Here is a 20,568-nt window from a genome sequence, read left to right as displayed (position 1 = left end):
AACCGGTTATCCGCTTATACGTTTAGTAACATAATGATATAGTAGTGATATAAAACCATTTCGTGGTTTTTTAGCGTTAGTGTCCATGCATCGCACTAACCAACGCACACTTAGGATGGCACCGGCTATGAAATTGCAGCAGCTTCGTTATATTGTTGAAGTTGTTAACCACAACCTTAACGTATCCTCTACCGCCGAGGGGCTATATACCTCGCAGCCCGGCATCAGCAAGCAGGTTCGCATGCTGGAGGATGAACTGGGGGTCCAGATCTTCTCGCGCAGCGGTAAGCACCTGACGCAGGTGACGCCGGCGGGACAAGAGATCATTCGCATCGCCCGCGAGGTGTTGTCCAAGGTTGATGCCATCAAGGCGGTGGCGGGAGAACATACCTATCCCGATCAAGGCTCGCTGTATGTGGCGACCACCCACACTCAGGCGCGTTATGCCTTGCCCGCGGTGATCCAGGACTTTATCCAACGTTACCCGCGGGTGTCGCTGCATATGCATCAGGGCTCACCCAGTCAGATCGCCGAGGCGGTCAGTAAGGGGAATGCGGATTTCGCCATCGCCACCGAGGCGCTGCATCTGTATGCCGATCTGGTGATGTTGCCCTGCTATCACTGGAATCGTGCGTTGGTCGTGCGCCCCGATCATCCATTGGCTGGATGCGGCCAGGTGAGCATCGAGGCATTGGCGGAATACCCGCTGGTGACTTACACCTTTGGTTTTACCGGGCGCTCGACGCTGGATCGGGCCTTTAATCAGGCCGGGTTAACGCCACATATCGTCTTCACCGCGACAGATGCCGATGTGATCAAGACTTATGTCCGCCTGGGGCTTGGGGTGGGCGTGATCGCCAAGATGGCGCTCGACCCACAGGTTGATGCCGATCTGGTGGCGCTCGATGCCAGCCATCTGTTCGGCTTTAGTACCACCAAGCTCGGGTTTCGCCGCAGTACCTTCCTGCGTAGCTACATGTATGACTTTATCGCCCGTTTTGCGCCGCATCTGACGCGCGAGGTGGTCGACGCGGCATTAGCGTTACGTAGCAATGAAGAGATTGAGGCGATGTTTCAAGATATTGTCCTACCGATTAAATAGTTTGAATCAGTCGCGGCTATTTTTATGGATCCGTGAGGCGCCGCGCCATATACCCTGGCGGCGCCGCTTGGCATTCGGCGCGATGGCGGCGACGGCATCGTGATATTACGGCGGTGAGGGCGGTGCGCTGGTATTAAATAGGTCATATAAAGCAGCTGAATGCTGATGTATCATTTTTCCTGCGGGATATAAATAATCGGTGTTCGGTGACGATGATTCCGATGATTATTTTTTCAAATCATTATTCTGTTAATAATCGGTAAGTGATTATAAATAGAATTATCAATATATTATCATGATTTACTCACTGTACTGTTCAGTACGGTGCTCCTCTCTATCGCTTTTACGATGCTATTTGGCACTGTTCTTGAATAAAGGTTAAAAAAGCAATTTGTACTATGATTAATCTCACTTCGTTCTGATGAGGCCGGCTGGAAAAATAAGTGAAAAATGTATAACGCATCGCATTTCAAACTTATTATTTGCTGTTTTTCGCCGAGAAGAGGATGACGAATGGGCCAGAATAGCGTAAAAAGGAACGCATGAGAGTCAGAGGAGAATGGCAGGGAGATGCTGGAAAAGTGAACGTCATCGAGACAGCAGAAAACACTGTTCATGGCAACTTATTTCAGCATAAACATGGCCAATTTTCCGCCGACCGTTTTATTTCTGTGCGACATGTCGATCACTGCATAAAAATGGCTTGCCATTGAATAGAGAGTGTGTGATAACGCATTCGAGTAAAGCGAGGTACAGTTCTGTCTATGTGTGGCATTTTCAGTAAAGAAGTTCCCAGTAAAAACGTTTGCGTTGATTACTACTTCTCTGCCGAACCTTATCTTAGTGCCTCAAGCAGTAACGACTCTAGTTTGTCTGTGTAACGCCTACGGGCGGTTTAATCAATAGTAAGGAAATACGTAAGATGGCTAAGATCAAAGGTCAAGTGAAGTGGTTCAACGAAGCGAAGGGTTTCGGTTTCATCACCCCGGCTGACGGCAGCAAGGACGTGTTCGTTCACTTCTCTGCAATCCAAGGCAATGGTTTCAAAACTCTGGCTGAAGGTCAGCACGTAGAGTTCGAAATCCAGGATGGCCAGAAAGGCCCGTCTGCTGTTAACGTAACTGCTATCTAAGCTACGTTAGTGGTTAGAAAACCCGCCGCCGGCGGGTTTTTTTATGGCTAGCGATACGATCTCCCTAATCGACCTCAAGTTTCGCATCGACCTCAAGCTCCTTGGCTCGGCTTGCACCCAGCGTCGCCGACCAGGATAATACCCGCATCCGCGATGTCGCCGCCCAATGGCCGCCGGCGTCCTCTCCCCCGTTAAAAGAGTAAACAGCATGCCGTACCAATGTCCCCTATGTCACTCCGCGTTGCGTCTGGACGGGCGCCAGTGGAGTTGTGCCAACAATCATCGTTTCGACTGCGCTAAAGAGGGCTATGTCAATCTGATGCCGGTACAGTTCAAGCATTCGCGGCAACCGGGCGACAGCAGTGCAATGATGCAAGCGCGTAGCGCCTTCTTACAGGCGGGGCACTACCAACCGCTGCGTGACGCCGTCCAGGCGGCCCTGGCGCGTTATCTTCCGGCACCAGGCTGTAATGTGCTGGATATCGGCTGTGGTGAGGGCTATTACACCGCCAGTTGGTGTGAGGCGGCACAGGCGCAGGTCTATGGCTTGGATATCGCGAAGGTCGCTATCCGTTATGCGGCCCGTCACTATCCCGCAGTACGCTTTTGCGTCGCCTCTAGCCAGCGTCTGCCGTTCGCCGATGCCAGCATGGGCGGTGTGGTACGCATCTACGCGCCCTGTAATGCAGCCGAATTAGCGCGCGTTGTCGCTGCCGGCGGTTGTCTGGTGACGGTGACGCCTGCGGCACGCCACCTCTACCAGTTGAAGGAGTTGGTCTACCCTCAGGTACACCTGCACGAACAGAAAGAGGAGTTGTTAGCGGGATTCACGCCGGTGGCGAGCCAGCGCTTAGCCTATGAGATGAGCCTCAGCGGCGCGCAGGCCGCCGATCTGCTGCAGATGACCCCCTTTGCTTGGCGAGCGGCACCAGGCGTCTCAGAGGCGTTACGCGCGCGTAGCGCATTGATGTGTGAAACGGATTTCTTAATCCGGGTCTACCGACGCGATGCGGCGCCGGAGAAGAGCGATGCGGCTCCCGTCGACCAGGCGAGGGCGGATACGCGCGCCTAAAGCGCTCACGCTCCTCCCGTGCCGCTCGGTGGGCAATCTGGCTTGGCGCTTGCCGTGTTGCTCAGGCGAACCGTGCCATGCCTCTCCCTCGTGCGCCGTCGCGGGGGCTGGGGCGCTCAACACATTGCGGCCATCCCCCCGGGTGATGTCCACCGCCACCGAGCAGTGTGCGACGCGCCATCCTCGCCTCCACGGCCGGTAGACGGTCGAGTTGTGGTGGATGAGGCTGGCCTACCGGGGGAGGGCGTTGAGCGGCGAGAGCGGCGGTAGGCGTGGGATATGACGGTGTGCAATCCGCCGTGAGTCGTGCATGACGAGGCGAGGGAGCGTGCTACGGCTCCCGCGTCAGGGGTTATTACTGCTGATGCTCCAGCATAAACTTGTAGATATCATCCAGGGCGTCGAGTTTGGCGACCTGGATCAGCAAGCGGCGTTTTTCCAACTCGATCACCAGAATACCGTCTTCAGACAGATTCATGCCGCGGATGCGCGCATAGTCGATAAACACGTTGCCGTAATAGAATCCCTGCGCTTTAAACAGCAGCTTGGGCCAGCGCAGATAGAAAATATAGATCGAGACGATGATCAGCGTGGCCAACAGCCAGGTGGTAAAGGGGTCGCCCTGATCGCTGATGTTACGGTAGGCCAGGATGGCTAACAGACCGATAAAGATAAAGCTGTCGGCTTTGTTGCGCCGCTTTAGGTTAACACGCAACAGCGTGGCACCACGTTGGCGCGGCATGATCGCCTCATCGTAGACGGCGTAGAGCAGGAACAGCACGATAAAGACCAACAGGGCGATATCGGTTAAAGACATGAACAACTCCGCAGGTAGGGATAAAACGACACCGGACGGCCGAAGCCGTCCGGTGTGGGGAGATTACTGACCGAGCAAGCCGATCCAGTAACCAAAGATACCGATGAAGAAGAAGCCCACGATGATCCACAAGGCGTTCACCTTGCGGCGCAGCAGCCACATACAGCCAAAGGTCAGCAGCAGCGGCACCAGACCCGGCATCAACTGATCCAGGATATTCTGGACCGTGGTGACGGTGGTGTGGCCCTCTTGGTTGGTCACCTTAGAGACCACCAACGGAATGTTGACGTGGGTCCACTTGTTGACCAAGGCCCCCATGACAAACAGGCCGAGGATGGACGCCCCTTCCGTCAGTTTCTGCAGGAAGCCGCCGCCCATATCGGAAACGATATCGACCCCTTTCTTATAGCCGTAGGCGACGCCGTAGTAACGAACCAGCAGACGTACCAGGTTAAACAGCACGAAGAACAGGATCGGGCCCAGCAGGCTACCGGTCATTGCGATACCGGCACCGAGGGCGGCGAACACCGGACGGACGGTACCCCAGAAGATCGGGTCACCGACGCCGGCCAGCGGCCCCATCAGACCGACCTTGATACCGTTGATCGCGGCATCGTCGATCGGGGCGCCGTTAGCACGTTCCTCTTCCATCGCCATGGTCACGCCGAGAACCGGCGCCGCGACGAACGGTTGGGTGTTAAAGAACTCCAGATGGCGGCGGATTGCCTGGCGGCGTTCTTCGCTGTTCTCCGGATACAGGCGACGGATCACCGGCACCATGGAGAAACAGAAACCCAGCGCCTGCATACGTTCGAAGTTCCATGAACCTTGGAAAAGGTTAGAGCGCAGGAATACACCGCGGATATCGCCAGCGGTCAGCCTCTTCTCACCCTGAGACGGGGTTACAGATGAAGTCGTATCAACCATTTTTCTCACCTTCTCTCTTAGTCCAGTTCGTTGTCGAGATCGTTATTGCCGTTGGCAGCGGACTGTACCACCTGCGCCTTGTTGTATTTCGGGCTGAGCTGGATATACAGGATGGCCATGACCAGACCCAACACACCCAGTGCAACCAGGTTGAAGTTGGTGAATGCCGCGGTAACGAAGCCCAGGTAGAAGAACGGCATCAGGTAGCCGGCACGCATCATGTTGATGACCATGGCGTAACCGACAACGACGATCATACCGCCCGCGATACCCAGACCGGTGGTGACCACCTCAGGAATGGCGCTCAACATAGAGTGAACGGCATCGGTGCCCACGGAGACGGCGACGATGACCGCCGGAATGGCGATACGCATCGCTTGCAACAGCAGGGCAGAGCAGTGCAGGAACGAGATAGCGCGCAGATCACCACGTTCCGCCGCCCCGTCAGCCGCGTGCTGGAAGCCCACGGTGATGGTACGCACGATGATGGTCAATACCTGACCGGCCGCGGCCAGTGGAATCGCCAGGGCGATACCGGCACCGATGCTTTGCCCACCGGCGATGACCAGGATGGTGGAGATGATGGAGGCCAGGGCGGCATCCGGGGCCACGGCGGCACCGATGTTCATCCAACCCAGGGCGATCATCTCCAGGGTACCCCCGATGATGATACCGGTTTTCATGTCGCCGAGTACGATACCGATCAGGGTACAGGCGATCAGCGGACGGTGGAACTGAAACTCATCGAGGATAGAGCCCATCCCCGCAATACATGCCACGATAAATATCAGCACAATCTGAAGAGTGGTAATCTCCATTGTACTTCTCCTTTTACCAAAGAGCTGAGTTAGTTAAATCAATGCCTTGCGGCATATCAGTTCATTTTACTAATGAGGTCCATCATCTTCAGACGCGGATCGTTGGACACCTTACGCACCTCTAGCTCGATACCGCGGGCATCCAGCTTCTTGAAGGCGTCGATATCCGTTTCATCGACGGAGACGGCATTGTTGACCTGGGTTTTCCCCTGGCGGAATGCCATACCACCGATGTTCACCGAGGTGATCTTGACGCCACCCTCGACCAGACGCTCGACATCGGTCGGGTTGGTAAACAGCAGCATCACGCGATCGTTCGCGTATTTCGGGTTGTTGTAAACGCGGATCATCTTAGCGACATCCACGACGTGGGCGGTGACGCCCGGAGGAGCCACCTGCTTGAGCAGGGTAGAGCGAACGTGGTCCTGGGCGACTTCATCGCTGACGACGATGATGCGTGAAACCCCGGTTTCCTTGGTCCAGCGGGTGGCGACCTGACCGTGAATCAGGCGATCGTCGATACGCGCCAGACCAATGGTCATGTGATCTTCGGGATTCATTGGCTTGGCGGGAGCTACCGCTGCCGGTGCGGCCGGTTTCGCGGCGCTGGCGGCTGGGGCTTCCTCTTTCGCACGTAGGGCACGCACACCTTCGCGCCCGGTCTCCAGGGCGATGGCAACGAGCTCATCAAAAGCGGGGTTATCGTCGCGCGCCATAAAGGTCTCGACCAACATCGGCACGTTGACGCCGGTGATCACTTCATAGTGCTCTTTGTCCAGTACGATCCGGCTAGCGGCGTTAAACGGGCTGCCGCCCCAGGTGTCTACCAGGAAGATGACCCCTGCGCTGGTATCCATCTGTGCCAGTTTCTGACTGTACTTTTCGATCAATGTTTCGGCATTCTCACCGGGCACGAAGTCGATAAAGCCAACATTACTCTGTTCGCCCAACAACATTTCGGCGGTCTTTAACAGCTGCTCCGCCGCGGCCCCGTGAGTACCGATCATAATAGCAATACTCACTCGCTACCTCCTCTGCTTTCCTTGATACTTTCACGCCGCGAAATAAACCCGACGCACCGTATGCAATTAAAGATACGAACTGTTTAACGAAACATCCATGTTGAGTCACTGCCCGCTGAAATTTCTTTGATCTTGCCGACATAGTGATCGTGCCTTACAAATCAATCAATTAAATTTATGAATCGATTCAGGCGTTGTCTGCAATCGGTTTCAGCAGGATTTATTTTAGTCAGTAAAAAAAATTTTTATGTGACGTCCATCGGTTATTAGTACATACCGTGAATAAATGTAGCGCGCATGGCGCTTTTTTGTGCGCCGACTTTTACGATTTTGTGCACGATAACGATAAAATGTTACCGCGCTACCCGTAGAATGACGGCGTGTTTCTTGTTACAGTAGCGCACCTATTTAAAAGAAGGAGTATTGGGTTAAACCCAACCTATGGATCGTCACCGACGCCGTTTCACCGTCCCGTTATCTTTCCCGATCGTTTCTCATTCCTGCCGTTTCTCGCCGTGCGCCAGCCTGCTGGAGGATTCCCTGCGCGTTGTGCTGTCTGCGTTGCCTCACCGTCAGTGCATTGCCATCCTGGCGTCGGATCTGCGCGCTAGCCGCGTCGGCTTAGCGGAGTAAACGCCATGGAACTGTTACTCGACCCATCTATCTGGGCCGGCCTACTGACGCTGGTGGTGCTGGAAATCGTCTTGGGTATCGACAACCTGGTCTTCGTCGCCATCCTGGCGGAGAAGGTGCCACCGCACCAGCGAGACAAGGCGCGCCTCATCGGGCTCGGCTTGGCCTTGATCATGCGCCTGGGCTTGTTGTCGCTGATTTCGTGGATGGTCACGCTGACCCGGCCGCTGTTTAGCATCGCCATGTTCTCTTTTTCCGGGCGCGACCTGATCCTGTTGCTGGGCGGGCTTTTCCTGCTGTTTAAGGCCACGATGGAGCTGCATGAACGCCTCGAGGGACGGGTGCATGCGGTGAGTCAGAAGGGGTATGCCAGCTTCTGGTCGGTGGTGGTACAGATTGTGATTCTGGACGCGGTCTTCTCGCTGGATGCGGTGATTACAGCCGTCGGCATGGTCGACCATCTGGCGGTGATGATGGTGGCGGTGGTGATTGCCATGGCGATCATGCTGTTGGCCTCCAAGGCGCTGACCCGGTTTGTTAACGCCCATCCGACCGTGGTCGTCCTGTGCCTCAGTTTCTTGTTGATGATCGGTTTGAGCCTGATGGCAGAAGGCTTCGGCCTGCATATCCCGAAAGGGTATCTGTATGCCGCGATTGGCTTCTCGATCCTGATCGAGCTATTCAACCAGATCGCCCGGCGCAACTATCTGCGTCATCAACAGCATAAACCGATGCGTCAGCGTACCGCAGAGGCCATCATGCGTCTGATGGGGGGCGAACGCGGCGTGGCGCCGGAGAGCGCGAATGAAGGGATCTTAACGCCCGGCGAGGCGGGCGCCTTCGCCGCCGAGGAGCGCTATATGATCAGTGGCGTGTTGACCCTGGCCTCGCGCTCCTTGCGAACCATCATGACGCCACGCAATGAGATCTCGTGGATCGACTGCCGTCAGTCGGCCGATGACATTCGCCGCCAGCTGCTAGAGACCCCGCATAGTCTGTTCCCGGTATGTGAGGGCAGTCTGGATCAATTGTTGGGTGTGGTGCGTGCCAAGGATTTACTGATGGCGCTGAAGCAGGGCGTTCCGCTCGCGGAGTTCGCCGCGCAGCATACCCCCATCGTGGTGTTGGAGAGCCTGGATGTCATCAACGTGCTGGATGTGTTACGCCAGGCGAAGGGGCGGCTGGTGATGGTCAGCGATGAGTTCGGTGAGGTGCAGGGTCTGGTCACCCCTCTGGATGTGTTGGAGGCCATCGCCGGCGAGTTCCCCGATGAAGATGAGACCCCGGATATTGTCACCAACGAGAGCGGTTGGTTGGTCAAGGGCAGTACCGATCTCCACACCTTGGAGCAGACATTGGGTGTACACGGCCTGGTGTTGGGCAGCGGTACGCAGTATGCCTCATTGGCGGGGCTGCTGCTGGCGCACTTCGATCGGATGCCCGCGGTTGGCGCCGCCTTGACGCGAGATGGGCTGCGCTTCACCGTGGTCGAGGTGGAGGAGTATCGTATCGAGAAGGTACAGGTCGAGCGTATCCCCGAGGATCCGACGCCATTGCCGGAGGCTTAAGCCTGACATGGAGTAGGTGTCTCCTCGACATGACATTGCCCGTGCTGCGCGAGCCAGCGCGGGAATTCACTCAACGGCATCGGGCGGGCGAACAAGAATCCTTGCATGGCGTACACCCCCTTCTTACGCAGGTAGTCAACCTGGTGCTCATCCTCGATCCCCTCGACCACCAGATGTAAATGCAGCTGGTGGGCCAGATCGATCAGCGAATCCAGTACGGTGGCGTTGATGGCGTCACTGCCGATAGTCGTGCAGAAGGAGCGATCGATCTTCAGCATGTCGGGTTGCAGATCTTGCAGATAGCTTAATGATCCGTGTCCGGTGCCGAAGTCATCCAGTGCCAACCAAACTCCCAGTTCTCGTAGCCGTTCTCGCTGTTGATAATCTTGGCACGGCAGCGGGGTGCGTTCGGTTAACTCGACCATGAGGCGTTGCTGAGGGTTAACGCTGAGCCATAGCCGTTGAATATCTTGCGCCAGGAGCCCCTGAGCGACATGCTCTGGCGCGACGTTGATGCTGAGATAGAAGTTTTCATTGGCGGGAAACAGATGGCGCTGTGCCGCGAGCATCGTGAGCAGGTAACGGGTCAGCGGAATGATCAATCCGTTTTGCTCGGCGAGGGGAATGAAGACCTCGGGTGAGGTCCAGCCGTGGCGAGGGTTGTACCAGCGCAGCAAGATTTCGACGCCTTCGCAACAGCCGCTCTGGGCGCGAATGATCGGTTGGCAGTAGAGCTGGAGTTCGCGCCGTTGTATGGCCTGAGTGAGGGGGTAAGCCAGGCTCATCCGGTTGGCCGCGGCCAGATAGACTAATCCCGCCGACAGTAGGAATAACAGCAGCGCCAAGGGGAGATGTTGTGGCAGACGCTGTAACGCCAGGACGCGGGGAGGGGGGGCGAACAGGCTGATGGAGAACGGATAGTTCTTCGAGTGTAACTCCAACTGTGGTGAGTCGCCCTGCGGTACTGGGTAAGGCAATATCCGTCGATCCTGGAAGCGCAAGGTATGCCCAGCGACATTCAGCGCCATATAGTCGACATCAGGGGTATGCGGCGCCAAGATAAATGAGGAGAGGGTGGCGATATTGAAAATATGTACGATGCCACTGTCCGGCTCTTGCGCTATGGGCAACCAGAACAGCAATACCGGGATGCCGCGGTTAAACAACCGCGCTGGCCGCAAGACCAGGGTTCGCTTAGCCATTTGCAGCTCGGGATAGACGGCATACAGCGAGGTGAAGGGTTGATGCAGCAGATTAGAGCAGGTGATCATGCCGTGCTTGACTAATAGCACCGCCCGGATAGTTTCGAGATGGATCGCCATACTACTCAGTAAGGGGCTGATGATGTCACAGTTTTGATCACGCCAGGCCAGACTGTTTTGGCTGACACGTTCGGCGTGAGCGAGCTGGGCATCGAGTTGAGCGATCGCCATATTGGCCATCTCGTGTCGAGCCTGGCGTATGGTCCCGAGCTCTTGCTGATAGCGTACCGCGAGCGAGCCCATCCCCACCAAGGCGCCAACGAGGATAGCGAATAACAAGTGATATAAGCGATAGTGTTTACCCACCCAGGTGGAGTTATGCATCAGGGTGCCCTTTCTTATTTTTTCTGCTCGCGATGGTGGGAGAGTACACGTGTGTGCCTGTTAGCAGGCTGCGGCACATGTTACGGCCCGATGCGTTGATCTTTAGTCGCTTCTTTTTTCCGCTGCGCTACCTAGGCTACATTCGACGATGTCGATATGCGTGGTAATCATTAGCCTTAGCGCCTATCCCATTAGGCTATTTTATTTGCCATGTTGGCCCTGGGTAGTGCTCACACAAAACTTAACCAAGTTTTGCACGCCCTTCAGGGCGGCCCGAAGGGTGAGCGAAGCGAATAATCCTCACGTATTGCGAGTACGCTCCGGTTGTTGCGCACTGTCCGTGTCCAAACTGGCAGCAACACGATACGCCCGACTAGGATAGGCTCTTAATCCTTAAGAAAGAGAATAACCTAGCGGTAGCGGAAAAGATCTCCGACCACTGTCAGCATACGCGATTTTTCTTATTGCGCCGCACGATTGACCGCGCTGAAGCGGGAATTAGGATAAAGCTTAATGCCGCCTGTTCTCGTGCCGCCTTGCATATACGATCTTCGTTTAGGAATCGCCGTAACGTAACCGGGAGCGACGAGCCACGAGCCGCGAGCGAGTCTTTTCCGCGTGCAGAGGTTGCCTAAGGTGAGGCGATCGCTTACTGTGACTATAATGATCTGGATAAACAAGTAGATATCAAAATGGTCTGCGGCCATCGCCTGGCCGACAGGCCCCATACCGCATGGATAAGGAGTGGTAAGATGAACAACTCGCTCAAGGGTGTGATCCTGGCGCTATCGGTAATCGGGTTGGCGGCGTGCAGCACGCCACCGCAGACCTCATTGGGGGGCGGTTTCGATGGCCCGCATCAGCAGACGGTGATGACGGTCAGCCAGGTCGAGAAAGCCAGCGTGATCGATGAGGGGCAGATGGTCTTGCTGCGCGGGCATATCGTACAGGCATTGGGCGGTGAAGATTATCGTTTCCGTGATGAGAGTGGCGAGATGACGCTGATCGTTCCAAATAGCGCCTGGGCAGGGCGAGTGATCACGCCGCAGCAACGCGTCAGCGTACAAGGGCGTATCATCAAGGAGTTCGATGGCGTGAAGTTATATACCGTCGCTATTCGCCTCGATTAAAGGCGTCAGGTGGCCGGGCATCTCCGGCCGCCACTTGCGCGCAGGATGACGCATGGCGCGCGAACGCAGGGGAGCCATCAAGGCTATCGCTGTGGCCTAGGGCAGGGAGGCGTGCGTCGGTTCTCAAGGGAAACGGATGGTTTTTATCGCGATAGGAAATGCGTGGCGCAAGTCGTGAAATAGCTTTCGGGGAAAGAGAGATGGTGCGTCCGAGTAGACTCGAACTACCGACCCCCACCATGTCAAGGTGGTGCTCTAACCAACTGAGCTACGGACGCACTGAGTACAGCCTGTTGTGATGGTGCGTCCGAGTAGACTCGAACTACCGACCCCCACCATGTCAAGGTGGTGCTCTAACCAACTGAGCTACGGACGCACTGAATACAGCCTGTTGCGATGGTGCGTCCGAGTAGACTCGAACTACCGACCCCCACCATGTCAAGGTGGTGCTCTAACCAACTGAGCTACGGACGCACTGAATACAACCTGTTGTGATGGTGCGTCCGAGTAGACTCGAACTACCGACCCCCACCATGTCAAGGTGGTGCTCTAACCAACTGAGCTACGGACGCATCCGGTGTCGTCGTGGCTGACGACGGGGACGAATATTAGCGGCACATCGCCGGACTGGCAAGGGGGAATTATCACTTTTTCCCAGAAATTCACGCGATTGCTGGCAGAGTGTGCAGCCTTATGAAAAAAGCGGCAGCCTGGGCCACCGCTTCCGTCATCGCATCCCGATTAGTGGGCGGCGCGCTGCAAGATCCAGCTCTTTGGCTGGCGTTGCAGCCAGCGAATTCGTAGCGCCATCATGATCGCCGCCGACGTCAGGCCGATGATGAAGCCAATCCAGAAGCCACTGGGCCCCATGGCTGGCCCGATCAGATCGGTCAAGGCCAAGAGGTAGCCGATCGGCAACCCTAACAGCCAATAGGCGATAAAGGTGATGAAGAAGATCGAGCGGGTATCCTTATAGCCACGCAGCACGCCACTGCCGATCACCTGTACCGAGTCGGAGATTTGGTAGAGCGCCGCCAGCAACATCAGGTGGGTGGCCATGGCGAGCACCGCGGCATCGTCGTTGTACAGCAGGGCGATGGGTTCGCGTAGCACGATGGTGAAGATCGCGGTACAGCACGCCATCGCCATGCCGACAGCGATGGCGGTACGGGCGGAGACCCGGGCATCGTCCGTCGACCCCTGCCCGAGGCGATAGCCGACGCGGATCGTGGCGGCCACCCCCAGCGACATCGGCAGCACAAACATCAACGAACTGAAGTTGAGCGCGATCTGATGGCCGGCGACCGCGACGATACCCAGTGGCGACACCAGCAGGGCGACCACGGCGAAGAGGGTGACCTCGAAGAACAGTGCCAGGGCGATCGGCATACCGATGGCGATCAGCCGACGCAGCGTCGCCCAGTCCGCAGGCTCGAACCGCCGTACCTGGCGTACATCTTTCAGTGAAGGGGCGCGGGTAACATAGCTGCGCATCAGCAGATACATGATCCAGTAGACGCTGGCGGTCGCCACGCCGCAACCGACGCCACCCAAGGCGGGGGCGCCGAACTTACCGTAGATGAAGATGTAGTTGATCGGAATATTGACTAACAAGCCGATAAAGCCGATGACCATCCCCGGCTTGGTCTTCGACAACCCCTCACACAATCCGCGCAATACCTGAAAGCAGAGATACCCCGGCGCCCCCCACATAATGGCATGCAGATAGCCGATGGCTTTCTCGGCCAGCAGCGGATCGATATTATCCATCATGTCGATGATATACCCGGCGTTATACAGCACGACGATGATCAGCACGGAGAGGCCGGCGACGAGCCAGAATCCCTGCGTCACCTGATGCGGAATGTTGGCACGCTTGCCGGCTCCGTTCAGTTGTGCGATGACGGGGGTCAGCGCCAGCAATAAGCCGTGACCGAACAGAATGGTGGGCAGCCAAATCGAGGTCCCTACCGCCACCGCCGCCATATCGGTGGCACTGACGCTACCGGCCATGACGGTATCGACAACCCCCATCGCCGTTTGGGCAATCTGAGCGATGATGACGGGGATAGCCAGGGCCAATAAACTACGCGCTTCGCGCCAATACTTCTGCACGGATACACCTTTGTGATTGTTGTCAGACGAAAGAGGGATGCACCTATCCCCACGGCACACCGTGAATGAAGCCACATAGAGGGGGGACGAACGCACTATTCTACCGACTTGCCCGCTAGATGGAAACTGATTGCGATGGAATGTTACTGCTGAGCCGCATATGGCGGGCTTTTACGGCGTAATGCTTTGGTTTACGAATAATTTAGGGCACACTCATCAGCATTAATCCTAGACGGAATAGCGAATAGAGGAAGGCATTATGTTTACCGGAATTGTTCAGGGCACCGGCTCGGTGTTGGCGATCGATGAAAAACCCAATTTTCGTACCCATGTGGTACAGCTGCCGCCGGAGATGTTGGCCGGATTAGCGTTGGGCGCATCGGTGGCGAATAACGGCGTCTGCCTGACCGTCACCGGGATCGAGGGTGACCGTATCAGTTTCGACCTGATGAAGGAGACGCTACGCGTCACCAACCTGGGCGGATTGCAGGTGGGCGATCGCGTCAACCTGGAGCGGGCGGCCAAGTTTAACGATGAAATCGGTGGCCATCTGATGTCTGGCCATGTGATGGGCATGGCGGAGATCGTCAAGATCCTCAGTTCCGAGCACAACCGCCAGATCTGGTTCCGCGTCAACGACAGCGAGATGATGAAGTATGTGCTGCATAAGGGCTTCATCGGTATCGATGGCATCAGCCTGACGCTCGGCGAGGTGAGCAAGAATCGCTTCTGCGTTCATCTGATCCCAGAGACGTTGCAACGTACCACGTTGGGCGCCAAGCGCCTGGGTGACTGGGTGAATATCGAGATCGATCCGCAGACTCAGGCGGTGGTTGATACCGTCGAGCGTGTGTTAGCCAGTCGCGCCATCGCGGAGGGTGGACCGGCGGTGTAACCCTCTCCTCAGCGTGACTGGGCGATGCCCGGGGTGCGCAGCAGGCTGACGGCGGCGGCGGCGAGGGCACAGGCCGCGCCCAGGAGTAGGGCGCCGTGTGTGCCGTGATCGTCACCTAACCAGTTAAACATCAGGGCGACCAAGGCGGCCCCTAACGTTTGGCCGAATAGCCGCGCGGTGCCCAGCATGCCGCTGGCACCGCCGCTACGTTGACGCGGCGCCGAGGCGATCATGGTGTGGTTATTGGGCGATTGGAATAGGCCGAAGCCGGCACCGCAGAGCGCCATGCGCCAGATGAGCGCGACATCATCCGGCTGCGTCGGCAGCCAGGCCAGGGACAAGAGGCCGACACCGGTCAGCGCCATACCCAGGCCACCGAGTACGCCGGTGTTGACGCGCTCGACCAGGCGGCCAGCGATTGGCGCAACGATCATGGTCGCCAGCGGCCAAGGGGTGAGGAGCAGTCCGGTCGCAACCTCACCGTAGCCGAGGGTGCGTTGCAGGAAGAAGGGCAGCGAAACCAGGGCCAGCATCTGGGCGCAGAACGAACAGATGGAGGTGGCGATGGACAGGGCGAACACCGGGATGCGCATCAGATCGATCGGCAGCAATGGCTGTGGCTGTTGGCGCTCACGTCGGATCAGTAGCGTCGCGCAGATCAGCAATGCGACGCCCTCCAGCCAGAGTACGCTAGGTGATTGGCGTTGCGCTACGCCGCTGATCAGCGACAGCAGTAAACCGAACGTCAACGCGTTGAGCAATGCACTCAGACGATCGAAAGGCGCATGAGTGGGGGTCGCGGGATTGGCCGGTAGGCTGCCTCGCCCGATCAGATAGGCCAGTAGGCCAAAGGGGATGTTGATGGCGAATAGCCACGGCCAGTCACCCAATGACAGCACGGCGGCGGCGATGGTCGGGCCGGCGGCGGAGGAGACTGCGACCACGAGGGCGTTGAGCCCCATGCCCCGTCCCAGTTGGCTTGCCGGGTAGATCAGGCGGATCAGCGCGGTGTTGACGCTCATCAAGGCCGCGGCGGCGAAGCCTTGTAACACCCGCGATAGGGTCAGGGTCAGCAACGAGTCGGAGAGGGCGCAGGTCAGCGAGGTGAGACTGAACAGCAGACAGCCCGCGAGGAAGATGCGTCGGTAACCGATGCGTTCCCCGATCGCCGCCAGCGACAGCAGCGAGATGGTCACCGCCAGTTGATAGGCATTGACGATCCAGATGGCATCGGCCGGGCTGGCGCGCAGATCATGGGCGATACTCGGCAAGGCCACGTTAGCGATGGCGCCGTCGAGTACGGCGATGGCGATGCCTAAGGCGATGGCCAGCATGGCGCCATAGCGCTGGCGTAAGGGCAGACCATCGAGGCTGTGGGGGGGACTGATCGCCACCATGACTCCTTATCAACACGCGTAACGTATTAGCATGCGTGATTAGTTGTGACCGTTATCACTTTGCACGTAAATCAGCGTGCTGGCAATCATCTTATCTTGCCGTAGCGCCTGCATTGTCGGTGGGTTGATGGCTGTCATTCCCCTCCTGTTCCGACTATAATGAAACACAGGTTCGTTTTTTTTGATAAGGTTGAGCTGACCCTATGACACTAGAAATCGATAAACAGCCCGATGCCGTTTCCTCTGTCCTGAAAGTCTTTGGCATTCTGCAAGCGTTGAGTGAAGAGCGGGAGATCGGTATCACCGAGCTCTCGCAGCGGGTGTTGATGTCCAAGAGTACCGTCTACCGCTTCTTGCAGACCATGAAGTCGCTGGGTTATGTGGCTCAGGATAGCGAGACGGAGAAGTATACCCTGACCTTGAAGCTGTTCGAGCTCGGCGCCCATGCGCTGCAAAATGTTGACCTGATCCGTCTGGCGGATGTGGAGATGCGTGAGCTATCGCGTTTGACGCGCGAGACCATTCATCTGGGGGCGCTGGATGAGGATGGTATCGTTTATATCCATAAGATCGACTCGATGTACAACCTGCGCATGTACTCCCGTATCGGGCGCCGCAATCCGCTGCACAGTACCGCCATCGGCAAGGTCTTACTGGCCTGGCGCGACGCGGCGGAAGTCGATGAGATTTGCCAGCAGATCGTCTTTACGCGCAGTACCACACACACTATCGGCAGTGTGGCCGAGCTGAAGCAGGCGCTGGCACAGGTGCATGCCCAGGGCTACGGTGAGGATAATGAAGAGCAGGAAGAGGGATTGCGTTGCATCGCCGTGCCGGTCTTTGATCGTTTTGGCGTCGTGGTGGCCGGACTGAGCATCTCTTTCCCGACCTTACGTTTTTCCGAGGAGGCCAAGCAGGAGTATGTGGCCATGTTGCACCGGGCGGCGCGCCGCATTTCCGAGCAGATGGGCTGCCACAGTTATCCGTTCTGATCCGCAGTGAGTCTTGATGCAGACGGGGGCCGAGTGGCCCCCGTTGTCGTTGCGTGTAGCGCTAAGCGGGTTAGTGTTGCAGTTCGGCGTCTTGGTCGGCGTCGAATACCTGGCGATCGGTCTGACGCAGCAGCTGGCTGGTGACCGCACCGGCAGTCATCGCGCCGTTCACATTGAGGGCGGTCCGCCCCATGTCGATTAACGGTTCCACAGAGATCAGGAGCGCGACCAGGGTAACCGGGAGTCCCATTGCCGGTAGCACGATCAGCGCGGCGAAGGTGGCGCCGCCGCCGACGCCGGCAACCCCGGCCGAGCTGACGGTCACCACGCCGACCAGGGTCGCGATCCAGATCGGATCGAAGGGGTTGATGCCGACGGTCGGCGCGACCATGACCGCCAGCATCGCCGGGTAGAGGCCGGCACAACCGTTCTGACCGATGGTGGCGCCGAAGGAGGCGGAGAAGCTGGCGATCGACTCGGGGATGCCGATGCGGCGCGTCTGCGCCTCGACATTCAGCGGAATGCTGGCGGCGCTGGAGCGACTGGTGAAGGCGAAGGTCAGCACCGGCCACACCTTGCGGAAGAAGCGCAGCGGATTGATGCCGACCAGCGACAGGATCAGGGCATGCACCACAAACATGATCGCCAGACCGAGGTAGGAGGCGACGACGAACCCGCCCAACTTAATAATGTCGTGAATATTCGAGCTGGCGACCACCTTGGTCATCAGCGCGAACACCCCGTAAGGCGTTAACTTCATCACCTGGCGTACTAACTTCATCACCAACGCCTGCAGAGTATCGATGCCCTGCAGCACACGAGGTCCACGTTCGCCATCATCTTTCAGTAACTGCAACGCCGCGCTGCCGAGGATGGCGGCGAAGATCACCACGCTGATGATCGACGTCGGGCTGGCGCCGGTTAATTCGGCGAACGGATTCTTCGGAATGAAGGAGAGGATGAGCTGCGGCACGCTGAGATCGGCGACCTTACCGGCGTAACTGCCTTCGATCATCTGCAGGCGCGCGCTCTCCTGACTGCCCTGCACTAAGCCGTCGGCGGTGAGGCCGAACAGATCGGTGACGGCGACACCGACCAGTGCGGCGATCAGGGTGGTGAACAGCAGGGTGCCGATCGCTAACAGGCTGATCTTGCCCAGGGAGGCGGCATTATGCAGTTTGACCACGGCGCTGAGGATCGAGACGAAGACCAGCGGCATGACGATCATTTGCAGCAGTTGGACGTAACCGTTGCCGACGATATTGAACCAGGCGATAGAGTGCTTGAGCACCGGATGGTCGGCACCGTAGATCAGTTGCAGCACCAGACCAAACAGGACGCCGAGTAGCAGACCGGCCAAGACTTTCTTCGCCAGGCTCCAATGAGTATGGCGCGCGCGCGCCAGTAGCAGTAGTAGCGCGACAAACGCCACGATATTACCGATAAGCGGTAGGTTCATCCCAAAGTCCTCTCAACCAAGATGCCGTTGTCATTGTTATGGCCGATCATTCGATCGACATTCTGGGCGACAGATTATCAGTACTCCCGCTGCCCGTTTTAGAACGAAATGGAATTAAATATAACGATAAGAGCGAGATTGTCGCAAATTCAGCCAGCAGAGTGTGAGTCAGCGCGCGTTACCCGTAGTGTGCTCGCTTGGCCGCCGGGGGATCGCGCCGCGAGTCGGCGCTAGGACGTGCCGTACTGGATCGGGCTCCAGGGTGGGGCGATGGCAGCATGCAGGGTGCACGCAACGGACAGTCCGCAGCAGTCAGCAGATTGCCGACGACGGCCGCTATCATCGGCTTGGCAGGCCGCCCCGTTCGTCTCGGAGAGGCAAGGCGGCTTAAAACGTGTGGTGAGGATAGGGCGTGAGGGTTACCAGTAGTGGCCAGTATAGTGCTGGATCAAGGTCATCAGCGGCATCAGATTGCCTTGCCAGTAGAGGGAGAAGCCGACCAAGGCCAGGCAGAGTACACGCTCTAGCTGATTGCCCTGGCGAGTGACCAGTAGCGGCAGACGAAAGCGCCAACGGATTGGCCAGAGCAAGGGGACCCCGGCGGGCGTCAACATGTCGGCCAGCAGGTGGCTGAGGTAACCGATGATCATCGCCTGGAGGGCATCGGCGGGGATCCCCCAGGTGGTACTGGGCCATTCGTGGTTGAGCAGATAGAGCGCCCCCCCGATGGCCAGCAGACTATGGGTAAAACCACGATGGCCAAAGGCGCGGGCGATAGGCACCGAGATCCAGCGTAGCCGCTGACCGAGTAAGGAGCGCGGGTGATCGATGTCCGGTAACAGGCTGGTCAGCAACGCACCGGGGATCATATGCCACCAGTCACCGTGCGCCAGTACCGGCGTCACCTCGGCCTTCTTCGCCAGGATGATGCAGGCTACCGAGAAGAGGAGATGGCCTTCCGCCGTCATGAGAGTGCCTAATCTAAATACTGTGAATTTATCCAGAGTATCGTAGTCAGACGATTCTGCAATAGGTGACAGCGTCACTGATGGCTGTTTGCTGTATAAATATACAGAAAAGGGGCCTTTTTGTGCGACCCCGGGTGCGTGGCTCCCCGCTGAGGGGGCGTCAGGGCTGGAGATCGCGCGCGCGCAACTGCTCTAGCGATGCCAGCTTGACCTCGGCCAAGGCCCAGCGCGGGTCGTCGAAGGCGCTGGCGGCGGGCACCACGATCGAACGCATACGCGCCGCTTTGGTGGCGATCATGCCGTTGAAGGAGTCCTCCAGCGTGACGCAGGACAGGGGATCGCTGCCGAGCGCCTCGGCGGCCCCCAGATAGACTTCCGGATGTGGCTTGCTATGGGGCAGATGCTCGGCGGAGGCCACGTGATCGAAGTACTCTTCCAGGGCGAACATTTTCAGCACTTCCTGCAGCATGGGTAACGGCGAGGCCGAGGCTAAACCGATGCGCAGATCCTGCTGGCGGCATAGGCGTAGCGCCGCCTCCACGCCGGGCAATAGCGGGCGTGTCTCTCGCACCTGCTCCAGTACCCGATCCAGGATGCGTTGACACACCGCCTGTTGGCTCAGGCCGCGCCAGGGTTGGCGTTGATACCACAGGCGAACCACTTGATCGATGCGCAGGCCCAGCGTCTCTGGCACATCATCGTGTATGTTGAGCCCCAACTCAGCGAAGATCTCCAGCTCGCTGCTTTGCCATAATGGTTCTGAGTCTATCAATAACCCATCCATATCGAAGAGGGCGGTGGTGATGCGTCCAGTACTCATGATGCTCCTTGCGTGGGCAGAAAGTCAGTGCGCTTACTGTATCATTCACTATGCTTTTGTTTAAGCAGATGATGTGCAAGTCCCCCCGCAGCGTGTGGCGGGCGCCTCCTGCCGA

Annotated in this window: 19 protein-coding genes and 4 tRNA genes; 9 read left to right on the top strand and 14 right to left on the bottom strand. The window is 57.6% G+C overall.

Annotated features, from left to right (window positions below):
- Positions 1–127 precede the first annotated feature (127 nt).
- The 4 genes from cysB to rlmA all read left to right on the top strand — a co-directional run bounded on the left by cysB (position 128) and on the right by rlmA (position 3,306).
- Entirely contained in the window at positions 128–1,102 is a 975-nt protein-coding gene (gene cysB, locus DCL27_RS09275) for an HTH-type transcriptional regulator CysB (RefSeq protein WP_228594423.1), read from the top strand.
- A 764-nt stretch (positions 1,103–1,866) separates the two neighbouring features.
- The gene (locus DCL27_RS09270) at positions 1,867–1,983 is read left to right on the top strand and encodes a DUF2627 domain-containing protein (protein ID WP_071523920.1); all 117 of its coding nucleotides are present in this window, start codon (positions 1,867–1,869) and stop codon (positions 1,981–1,983) included.
- A 41-nt stretch (positions 1,984–2,024) separates the two neighbouring features.
- Complete coding sequence (cspE, locus tag DCL27_RS09265; protein ID WP_004094893.1) at positions 2,025–2,234, top strand: transcription antiterminator/RNA stability regulator CspE; 210 nt, start codon at positions 2,025–2,027, stop codon at positions 2,232–2,234.
- 208 nt (positions 2,235–2,442) lie between these two features.
- Positions 2,443–3,306, top strand: a complete 864-nt coding sequence (gene rlmA, locus DCL27_RS09260; RefSeq protein ID WP_109691524.1) for a 23S rRNA (guanine(745)-N(1))-methyltransferase — start codon at positions 2,443–2,445, stop codon at positions 3,304–3,306.
- Positions 3,307–3,661: 355 nt separating this feature from the next.
- Here rlmA and DCL27_RS09255 read toward each other — a convergent pair whose 3' ends face one another.
- The 4 genes from DCL27_RS09255 to manX all read right to left on the bottom strand — a co-directional run bounded on the left by DCL27_RS09255 (position 3,662) and on the right by manX (position 6,890).
- Complete coding sequence (locus tag DCL27_RS09255) at positions 3,662–4,123, bottom strand: DUF986 family protein (protein ID WP_005285356.1); 462 nt, start codon at positions 4,121–4,123, stop codon at positions 3,662–3,664.
- 63 nt (positions 4,124–4,186) lie between these two features.
- Positions 4,187–5,050: a PTS mannose transporter subunit IID gene (locus DCL27_RS09250; protein ID WP_005285361.1), complete on the bottom strand. Its 864-nt coding sequence runs from the start codon at positions 5,048–5,050 to the stop codon at positions 4,187–4,189.
- Between the two features lie 17 nt (positions 5,051–5,067).
- The gene (locus tag DCL27_RS09245) at positions 5,068–5,868 is read right to left on the bottom strand and encodes a PTS mannose/fructose/sorbose transporter subunit IIC (RefSeq protein WP_005285364.1); all 801 of its coding nucleotides are present in this window, start codon (positions 5,866–5,868) and stop codon (positions 5,068–5,070) included.
- A 56-nt stretch (positions 5,869–5,924) separates the two neighbouring features.
- Entirely contained in the window at positions 5,925–6,890 is a 966-nt protein-coding gene (gene manX, locus DCL27_RS09240; RefSeq protein ID WP_035600456.1) for a PTS mannose transporter subunit IIAB, read from the bottom strand.
- A gap of 441 nt (positions 6,891–7,331) precedes the next feature.
- On the opposite strand from manX, the gene DCL27_RS09235 reads away from it, so the two are divergent.
- Together DCL27_RS09235 and DCL27_RS09230 are read left to right on the top strand one after the other, a co-directional pair.
- Positions 7,332–7,523: a hypothetical protein gene (locus tag DCL27_RS09235; protein ID WP_035600454.1), complete on the top strand. Its 192-nt coding sequence runs from the start codon at positions 7,332–7,334 to the stop codon at positions 7,521–7,523.
- Between the two features lie 5 nt (positions 7,524–7,528).
- Entirely contained in the window at positions 7,529–9,091 is a 1,563-nt protein-coding gene (locus DCL27_RS09230; protein ID WP_005285376.1) for a TerC family protein, read from the top strand.
- On the opposite strand, the gene DCL27_RS09225 is transcribed toward DCL27_RS09230, so the two are convergent.
- Positions 9,088–10,677 carry an EAL domain-containing protein gene (locus DCL27_RS09225; protein ID WP_035600452.1) on the bottom strand — a complete coding sequence of 530 codons (1,590 nt, stop codon included), beginning with the start codon at positions 10,675–10,677 and terminating at the stop codon, positions 9,088–9,090. The genes DCL27_RS09230 and DCL27_RS09225 overlap by 4 nt on opposite strands.
- Positions 10,678–11,429: 752 nt before the next feature.
- Between DCL27_RS09225 and DCL27_RS09220 the strand changes: the two genes are divergently transcribed.
- Positions 11,430–11,807 carry a YgiW/YdeI family stress tolerance OB fold protein gene (locus DCL27_RS09220; protein ID WP_005285383.1) on the top strand — a complete coding sequence of 126 codons (378 nt, stop codon included), beginning with the start codon at positions 11,430–11,432 and terminating at the stop codon, positions 11,805–11,807.
- 201 nt (positions 11,808–12,008) lie between these two features.
- On the opposite strand, the gene DCL27_RS09215 is transcribed toward DCL27_RS09220, so the two are convergent.
- From DCL27_RS09215 to DCL27_RS09195, 5 genes are all read right to left on the bottom strand, one after another.
- Positions 12,009–12,085, bottom strand: a tRNA-Val gene (locus DCL27_RS09215).
- Between the two features lie 21 nt (positions 12,086–12,106).
- A tRNA-Val gene (locus DCL27_RS09210) sits at positions 12,107–12,183 on the bottom strand.
- A gap of 21 nt (positions 12,184–12,204) precedes the next feature.
- A tRNA-Val gene (locus DCL27_RS09205) sits at positions 12,205–12,281 on the bottom strand.
- Between the two features lie 21 nt (positions 12,282–12,302).
- Positions 12,303–12,379 (bottom strand) — tRNA-Val (locus DCL27_RS09200).
- A 169-nt stretch (positions 12,380–12,548) separates the two neighbouring features.
- On the bottom strand, positions 12,549–13,922 hold the full coding sequence (locus DCL27_RS09195) for an MATE family efflux transporter (protein ID WP_005285385.1): 1,374 nt from the start codon (positions 13,920–13,922) through the stop codon (positions 12,549–12,551).
- 259 nt (positions 13,923–14,181) lie between these two features.
- Here DCL27_RS09195 and DCL27_RS09190 point away from each other — a divergent pair, with 259 nt between their 5' ends.
- A complete protein-coding gene (locus tag DCL27_RS09190; protein ID WP_035599979.1) occupies positions 14,182–14,817 on the top strand; it encodes a riboflavin synthase in 636 nt (211 codons plus the stop codon).
- Between the two features lie 8 nt (positions 14,818–14,825).
- Here DCL27_RS09190 and DCL27_RS09185 read toward each other — a convergent pair whose 3' ends face one another.
- Positions 14,826–16,214 (bottom strand): MFS transporter, encoded by a 1,389-nt coding sequence (locus DCL27_RS09185; protein ID WP_035599976.1) that lies wholly within the window; start codon positions 16,212–16,214, stop codon positions 14,826–14,828.
- Positions 16,215–16,417: 203 nt separating this feature from the next.
- Here DCL27_RS09185 and kdgR point away from each other — a divergent pair, with 203 nt between their 5' ends.
- Positions 16,418–17,206 carry a DNA-binding transcriptional regulator KdgR gene (gene kdgR / locus DCL27_RS09180; protein ID WP_005285393.1) on the top strand — a complete coding sequence of 263 codons (789 nt, stop codon included), beginning with the start codon at positions 16,418–16,420 and terminating at the stop codon, positions 17,204–17,206.
- Positions 17,207–17,276: 70 nt separating this feature from the next.
- Here the strand turns inward: kdgR and DCL27_RS09175 are convergent, their stop codons facing one another.
- The 3 genes from DCL27_RS09175 to hxpB form a co-directional block, all read right to left on the bottom strand.
- Positions 17,277–18,665, bottom strand: a complete 1,389-nt coding sequence (locus DCL27_RS09175; RefSeq protein WP_005285395.1) for an L-cystine transporter — start codon at positions 18,663–18,665, stop codon at positions 17,277–17,279.
- Positions 18,666–19,084: 419 nt separating this feature from the next.
- On the bottom strand, positions 19,085–19,633 hold the full coding sequence (locus tag DCL27_RS09170; RefSeq protein ID WP_005285403.1) for a metal-dependent hydrolase: 549 nt from the start codon (positions 19,631–19,633) through the stop codon (positions 19,085–19,087).
- 160 nt (positions 19,634–19,793) lie between these two features.
- Entirely contained in the window at positions 19,794–20,453 is a 660-nt protein-coding gene (gene hxpB / locus DCL27_RS09165; protein ID WP_005285404.1) for a hexitol phosphatase HxpB, read from the bottom strand.
- Positions 20,454–20,568: the final 115 nt, after the last annotated feature.

This window comes from Edwardsiella tarda ATCC 15947 = NBRC 105688 (assembly GCF_003113495.2).
Classification (GTDB): Bacteria; Pseudomonadota; Gammaproteobacteria; order Enterobacterales; family Enterobacteriaceae; genus Edwardsiella; species Edwardsiella tarda.
This window is presented reverse-complemented; position numbering and strand designations above follow the sequence as displayed.